At 74.0% G+C, this 6,075-nt stretch carries 7 protein-coding genes; 1 reads left to right on the forward strand and 6 read right to left on the reverse strand.

All coding sequences use genetic code 11. From position 1 onward, the window contains the following. Nucleotides 1-8: 8 nt before the first annotated feature. From ACFUEL_RS33115 to ACFUEL_RS33130, 4 genes are all read right to left on the reverse strand, one after another. Nucleotides 9-1,007: a TIGR03842 family LLM class F420-dependent oxidoreductase gene (locus ACFUEL_RS33115; RefSeq protein WP_380240843.1), complete on the reverse strand. Its 999-nt coding sequence runs from the start codon at nt 1,005-1,007 to the stop codon at nt 9-11. 27 nt (nt 1,008-1,034) lie between these two features. Further along, the gene (gene hydA, locus ACFUEL_RS33120; RefSeq protein ID WP_380240845.1) at nt 1,035-2,423 is read right to left on the reverse strand and encodes a dihydropyrimidinase; all 1,389 of its coding nucleotides are present in this window, start codon (nt 2,421-2,423) and stop codon (nt 1,035-1,037) included. A 5-nt stretch (nt 2,424-2,428) separates the two neighbouring features. Then, the gene (locus ACFUEL_RS33125; RefSeq protein WP_380240847.1) at nt 2,429-3,271 is read right to left on the reverse strand and encodes a nitrilase-related carbon-nitrogen hydrolase; all 843 of its coding nucleotides are present in this window, start codon (nt 3,269-3,271) and stop codon (nt 2,429-2,431) included. 189 nt (nt 3,272-3,460) lie between these two features. After that, nucleotides 3,461-3,967, reverse strand: a complete 507-nt coding sequence (locus tag ACFUEL_RS33130; protein WP_380240849.1) for a hypothetical protein — start codon at nt 3,965-3,967, stop codon at nt 3,461-3,463. 188 nt (nt 3,968-4,155) lie between these two features. Here ACFUEL_RS33130 and ACFUEL_RS33135 point away from each other — a divergent pair, with 188 nt between their 5' ends. Continuing rightward, nucleotides 4,156-4,506, forward strand: a complete 351-nt coding sequence (locus ACFUEL_RS33135; RefSeq protein WP_380240851.1) for a PRC-barrel domain containing protein — start codon at nt 4,156-4,158, stop codon at nt 4,504-4,506. Between the two features lie 52 nt (nt 4,507-4,558). Here ACFUEL_RS33135 and ACFUEL_RS33140 read toward each other — a convergent pair whose 3' ends face one another. Both ACFUEL_RS33140 and ACFUEL_RS33145 read right to left on the reverse strand, forming a co-directional pair. Next, complete coding sequence (locus ACFUEL_RS33140) at nt 4,559-5,173, reverse strand: TetR/AcrR family transcriptional regulator (RefSeq protein WP_380240852.1); 615 nt, start codon at nt 5,171-5,173, stop codon at nt 4,559-4,561. Nucleotides 5,174-5,421: 248 nt separating this feature from the next. Then, the gene (locus ACFUEL_RS33145; RefSeq protein ID WP_380240854.1) at nt 5,422-5,907 is read right to left on the reverse strand and encodes a GNAT family N-acetyltransferase; all 486 of its coding nucleotides are present in this window, start codon (nt 5,905-5,907) and stop codon (nt 5,422-5,424) included. Nucleotides 5,908-6,075: the final 168 nt, after the last annotated feature.

The following is a 6,075-nucleotide window of genomic DNA, read 5'->3' on the forward strand; positions in this document are numbered from 1 at the left end:
CTGAGGGCCTATCCGAGGGCGGGGATGACGTGCTCCCCGTACGCGTCGATGACGGCCTCGCGGGCGTCGTGCATCGCGTACACCGCGAACTGGTCGACGCCCAGGTCGCGCAGCGCGCGCAGTTTCTCGACGTGGGCGGCGGCCGGGCCGAGCAGGCAGAAGCGGTCGACGACGGCGTCGGGGACGAAGTCGGTGGAGGGGTTCCCGGCGCGGCCGTGGTGGCTGTAGTCGTAGCCGTGGCGGTCCTTGATGTAGGCGGTGAGCTCCTCGGGGACGAGGCCGGAGTGCTCGCCGTACCTGGCGACCAGGTCGGCGACGTGGTTGCCGACCATGCCGCCGAACCAGCGGCACTGTTCGCGGGCGTGGTCGAGGTCGTCGCCGACGTAGGCGGGGGCGGCGACGCAGACGGTGACGGCGGCGGGGTCGCGGCCGGCCTCCTCGGCGGCCCGGCGGACGGCCTTGACCATGTGTTCGGTGAGGTAGGGGTCGGCGAGTTGGAGGATGAACCCGTCGGCCTTGCGTCCGGCGAGGGCGAGCGCCTTGGGGCCGTAGGCGGCCATCCAGACGGGCAGCCGGCCGTCCCGGATCCAGGGGATGCGGACGGGGTTGCCGTCGACCTCGGCCTCGCGCCCCTCGGCGAGGTCGCGGATGGCGTCGATGGCCTCGCCGAGCCGGGCGAGCGTGTTGGGGCGGCGCCCGGCGACCCGCATCGCGGAGTCGCCGCGGCCGATGCCGCACACCATCCGGTTGCCGTACATGTCGTTGAGGGTGGCGAAGGTGGAGGCGGTGACCTCCCAGGTGCGGGTGCCGGGGTTGGTGACCATCGGGCCGACGCGCAGGCGTTCGGTGTGCTCCAGGATCCGGCTGTGGATGACGAAGGGCTCCTGCCAGAGCACGGCGGAGTCGAAGGTCCAGCCGTGGCTGAAGCCGGCCCGTTCGGCGCGGCGCATCAGTTCGACGACCTCGGCGGCCGGCGGGTCGGTCTGCAGGACGAGTCCGAAGTCCACTGCGGGGCTCCTCGCGGAAGGGGGGTGTCAGAGGTACTGGCAGGTGGAGCGGGGCAGGAAGGCGCCGTGGCCGGGGCGGCCGAGGTAGTCGCCGCGGTCGAGCAGCACCTCGCCGCGGGAGAACACCGTCTCGACCTTCCCGGTGACGGTGCGGCCCTCGTACGCCGAGTAGTCGACGTTCATGTGGTGGGTGGCGGCGGAGAGGGTCTGCACGGCGTGCGGGTCGTAGATCACCAGGTCGGCGTCGGAGCCGGGGGCGATGGTGCCCTTGCGCGGGTGGAGGCCGAACATCCGGGCGGGGGCGGCGCAGGCGAGGTCGATCCAGCGGCGGCGGCTGATCCGGCCCTCGACCACGCCCTGGTGCAGCAGGTCCATCCGGTGCTCGACGCCGGGCAGGCCGTTGGGAATCTTCGAGAAGTCGCCGAGCCCGAGCTCCTTCTGGCCCTTGAAGCAGAACGGGCAGTGGTCGGTGGAGACCACCTGGAGGTCGTCGGTGCGCAGGCCGCGCCAGAGCGCCGCCTGGTGGTCCTTCGGGCGCAGCGGGGTGGAGCAGACGTACTTGGCGCCCTCGAAGCCGGGTTCGGCGAGGTTGTCGGTGGAGAGGAACAGGTACTGCGGGCAGGTCTCGCCGAAGACGGGCAGTCCGAGGTCGCGGGCGGCGGCGATCTCGGCGAGCGCCTCGCGGGCGGAGACGTGCACCACGTACAGCGGCGCGCCGGCGACCCGGGCGAGCTGGACGGCGCGGTGGGTGGCCTCGGCCTCCAGCAGCGCCCGGCGGACCTCGCCGTGGTGGCGCGGGTCCCTCTCGCCCCGGGCCAGCGCCTGTTCGACCAGGACGTCGATGGCGGGGCCGTTCTCGGCGTGCAGCATGGTGAGCGCGCCGAGTTCGGCGGCCTGCTGCATGGCGCGCAGGATCCGCCCGTCGTCGGAGTAGAAGACGCCGGGGTAGGCCATGAACAGCTTGAACGAGGTGACGCCCTCGCCGACCAGGCCGGGCATCTCGCGCAGCACCGACTCGTCGACGTCCGAGACGATCATGTGGAAGGCGTAGTCGACGGCGCAGTTGCCGTCGGCCTTGGCGTGCCAGGCGTCGAGTCCGGCGCGCAGCGAGGAGCCGCGGCTCTGGATCGCGAAGTCGACGATGGTGGTGGTGCCGCCCCAGGCGGCGGCCCGGGTGCCGGTGGCGAAGGTGTCGGAGGCGCGGGTGCCGCCGAACGGCATCTCCATGTGGGTGTGCGCGTCGACGCCGCCGGGGACGACGTACTTCCCGCTCGCGTCGAACACCTGGTCGGCGCTCCACTGCTGGCTGCCCGGCAGGGCGAGCGCGACCACCCGGCCGTCCTCGACCAGCACGTCGGCGGGCGTCTCCTCGGCGGCGGTGATCACCAGCCCGCCGGTGATCAGGGTGCGGGCCATCGCGCTCAGCCCTCGGTCAGCGGGCCGTAGGCGTCCGGCCGGCGGTCCCGGTAGAACGCCCACTGCCGGCGGACCTCGTCGATCATTCCGAGGTCGAGGTCGCGGACGACGAGTTCCTCGCTCTTGTCGGAGGCCACCTCGCCGACGAACTGGCCGCGCGGGTCGACGAAGTAGCTGGTGCCGTAGAAGTCGTCGTCGCCGTACTCCTCGACGCCGACCCGGTTGATCGCGGCGACGAAGTACTCGTTGGCGACGGCGGCGGCGGGCTGCTCCAGCTGCCACAGGTACGCGGACAGGCCGCGGCTGGTCGCCGACGGGTTGTAGACGATCTCGGCGCCGGCCAGGCCGAGCGCCCGCCAGCCCTCGGGGAAGTGCCGGTCGTAGCAGATGTACACGCCGACCTTCCCGACCGCCGTCTCGAACACCGGCCAGCCGAGGTTTCCGGGCTTGAAGTAGTACTTCTCCCAGAATCCGCGCACCTGCGGAATATGGTGCTTGCGGTACTTGCCCAGATAGCTGCCGTCGGCGTCGATCACGGCGGCGGTGTTGTAGTAGAAGCCCGGCTTCTCGATCTCGTACACCGGCGCGACGATCACGATGCCCAACTCCTTGGCCAGCGCCCGCATCCGGCGCACCGTCGGCCCGTCCGGGACGGGCTCGGCCCACGCGTAGTGCTCGGGCTCCTGCACCTGGCAGAAGTACGGGGCGTTGAACACCTCCTGGAACCCGATGATCCCCGCCCCCTGCCCGGCGGCGTCCCGCGCGGCCCGTTCGGCGGCGTCCAGCATGGATTCCTTGTCGCCCGTCCACGCGGTCTGGAACAGGGCGGCCCTGACGACACGACTCATGGCCGTAACTCCTCGGCTCGAAGGCGCACAGGCGCGGCGGGGAAAGCGCGGTAGCGCTGTAGACCGCTGAGACTAGGAGGTGCGTGGCAAATGGGTGGGTGCCACGCGGGGGGAGCGGAGAAATTCGCTTTCCCGCGCATTCCTCCGATTTTCCGCTTTCCATTGGACGCCCGGGGCCCGGGGTGGCCGTCAGTCCTCCTCCTGGTCGGGGCCGCCCGCCCCGGGCCCGGGGCTGTCCCGGTGGGTGAAGGCCAGGGCGCCGCCGACCACGCCGATGACGATCAGCGCGACGGCGATGCTGGTCCCGCCGGCGTGTTCCCAGTAGACGTCGCTCAGGTTGATCAGGTTGGCGGTCTCGTCGACGATCAGCGCGGTGCCGATGCCGTAGGCCAGGCCCATCCAGGTCCGCCAGCGCGGCGTGCGTTCGACCAGGCCGAGCGCCCCGACGACCATCAGGACGAGGATGCCCCACACGTAGTGGTGGAGGTGGACGCCGCCCGCCGAGACGTTCCCGACCCCGGCGGCGTCGATGTGGATCAGCCAGGTCAGCAGCCGCAGGAGGCCGAAGGTGAGGGTGAATCCCCACCACGCCAGCACCAGGCCGCGGCGGGTGGGAGAGACCTCCCGCCAGCGGCGGGGGCGCCGCCGGTCCGGCCTCGGCGGGGGCGGCTGCTCCTGCTTCGGGGGTGCGTCCATCCGCCGACCCTAGCCCTCCGGCACGCCACCGGGCCCGCGCGCCACGGCCCCTTCCCGCCCGTTCCAGCGGCGCCCGTTCCGGCAGCGCCCGGCCCCGGCAGCGCCCGCGCGGGCATGACCGGGCGCCGCCGGGGCAGCCGGGTCCCGCGGGGGGACCGACCTGGACGGACGAGGACGAGGAGGCGGCTGTGGCCGGCGGACTGTGGGACTACGAGGGCGCGGAGGGCTACGCCGCGGGATCGGACCTGACCGGGTACCGGGTCGAGGCGGTCGACGGGCACATCGGCCGGGTCGACAAGCACACCGAGGACGTCGGCGCGGGCTACCTCGTGGTCGACACCGGCCCGTGGATCTTCGGCCGCGAGGTGCTGCTCCCGGCCGGCACCGTCACCCGGGTCGACCACGACGCGAGGACCGTGTTCCTGGACCGCACCAGGGACGAGGTGAAGAACTCGCCCACCCGCGACGGCGGGCACCACGGCGACGACCCGGCCTACCGCGACCGGCTCGGCGGCTACTACAGCGGCGGGATCCTCTGACCGGCCCGGACCCGCCCGGGGCGTACGGCCGCCCGCCCGGGGCGGCGGGGGCTCAGTCGGCGCGGGCGGGCAGCAGGCGGTCCAGGGCGCGGCGGGTACGGGTGGCGGCGAGCGGGTCGCGCAGGAGTTGCAGGGCCTGGTTGAGTGCCAGGTAGATGCCGGTGAGCTCGTGGACGACCTGCTCGGGGTCGGTGTCGTCGGGCAGTTCCCCGGCCTCGACGGCGAGCCGGACCTCGCCGGCCAGCCGGCGGCGCCAGACCATCAGCAGCCGGGCGACGTTGCGGCGGACCGGTCCGTCGTGGGCGTCGAACTCGACCGAGGCGGTGGTGAACAGGCAGCCGCCGGGGAAGACCTCGCGGGCGTGGTCGAGGTAGTCGATCCAGTTCTGGCAGACGGCGCGCAGGCGGCGCAGGCCGGGTTCGACGGCCGAGGCCGGGTCCCACACCAGGGCGGTGAAGAGGGCGGAGGCCCGTTCCAGGGTGGCCAGTTGGAGGGCCTCCTTGGTGCCGAAGTGGCCGAGCACGCCCGCCTTGGACAGGCCGAGGTCGCCGGCCAGCCGTCCGATGGTCAGCCCTTCCAGCCCGTCCACCGAGGCGAGGGCGACGCTCCGGTCGATGATCCGGGCCCGGGTCCGGCGGGCCTCGGCCACGGTGCTGCGCGGACTCATCGCCCCTCCTCCGTGCTCCCTCGCATCCGGACGCTCCGAATCCGCGCCCAGGCCCGAAATCCTACGTGGTGCGCCGCCGGGGCGCGGTGGGCCGCACCCGCTCCGCTTCTCGTCCGGGCGAGAGGCGTCGCGGCCCGCCGGGCAGGGGGACCGGCGCGCCACGGCCCGGCGCGTCACGGCCCGGCGCGTCACGGCCCGGCGCGCCACGGCCCGGCGCGCCACGGCCCGGCGCGCCACGGCCCGGCGCATCACGGCCCGGCGCGGTGCTCCATCAGCAGGAGCCCGTCCACCGAGGGGCCGGCCACCCGCCGGAAGCCCGCCTTCTCCCAGGCCCGCACGGCCCGGACGTTCGACGCCGCCGGGTCGACCGTCACCCGCCGCCACCCCCGCTCGCCGTGCAGGTGGGCGAGCAGGGCCCGCGCAGCGTCCGGGCCCAGGCCGCGACCGCGGGCGTCCGGGTGGAGCACCAGGTCGATGCCGCCGCCGTCCGGCCCGGCCCGCCAGTACTGGGCGTAGCCCGCCGGCGCTCCCTGGGCGAGCACCAGGAAGGACTCCACCTGCGGACGGCGCCGCCCCAGGTACTTCGCGGCGACCTCCGCGCGCGGCAGCGGCACCCCGCCCCAGTGCTCGACGAACCCGGTGTCGGCGAACCACCCGGCCAGCAGGTCGAGGTCCTCCTCGCGGGTCGGGACGAGCCGGGTCGACTCCCCCTCCAGGGCGAAGCCGTCGCTCACGGGCCCTCCTCCAGTACGGCGTTGCCTCCCCGGGCCCCGGCCGTGGGCGGCCCGGTCAGTGCGCTGCCCGAACTTTCGCACAGGGAGGGGAGTTCGCGATGCGAGCGGCCGGTACCGGCGGCCGCGCCCCGACCCGCACGGTGCGCCGGCCGCTGCCGCGGGCGGTGC

The organism is Kitasatospora sp. NPDC057198 (genome assembly GCF_042670125.1).
GTDB lineage: Bacteria > Actinomycetota > Actinomycetes > Streptomycetales > Streptomycetaceae > Kitasatospora.

Bases quoted from the DNA above. Each gene is read 5' to 3' on its own strand.
- ACFUEL_RS33140 (WP_380240852.1), bottom strand. From the start codon at position 5,173: ATGAGTCCGCGCAGCACCGTGGCCGAGGCCCGCCGGACCCGGGCCCGG.
- ACFUEL_RS33125 (WP_380240847.1), bottom strand. From the start codon at position 3,271: ATGAGTCGTGTCGTCAGGGCCGCCCTGTTCCAGACCGCGTGGACGGGC.
- ACFUEL_RS33130 (WP_380240849.1), bottom strand. From the start codon at position 3,967: ATGGACGCACCCCCGAAGCAGGAGCAGCCGCCCCCGCCGAGGCCGGAC.
- hydA (WP_380240845.1), bottom strand. From the start codon at position 2,423: ATGGCCCGCACCCTGATCACCGGCGGGCTGGTGATCACCGCCGCCGAG.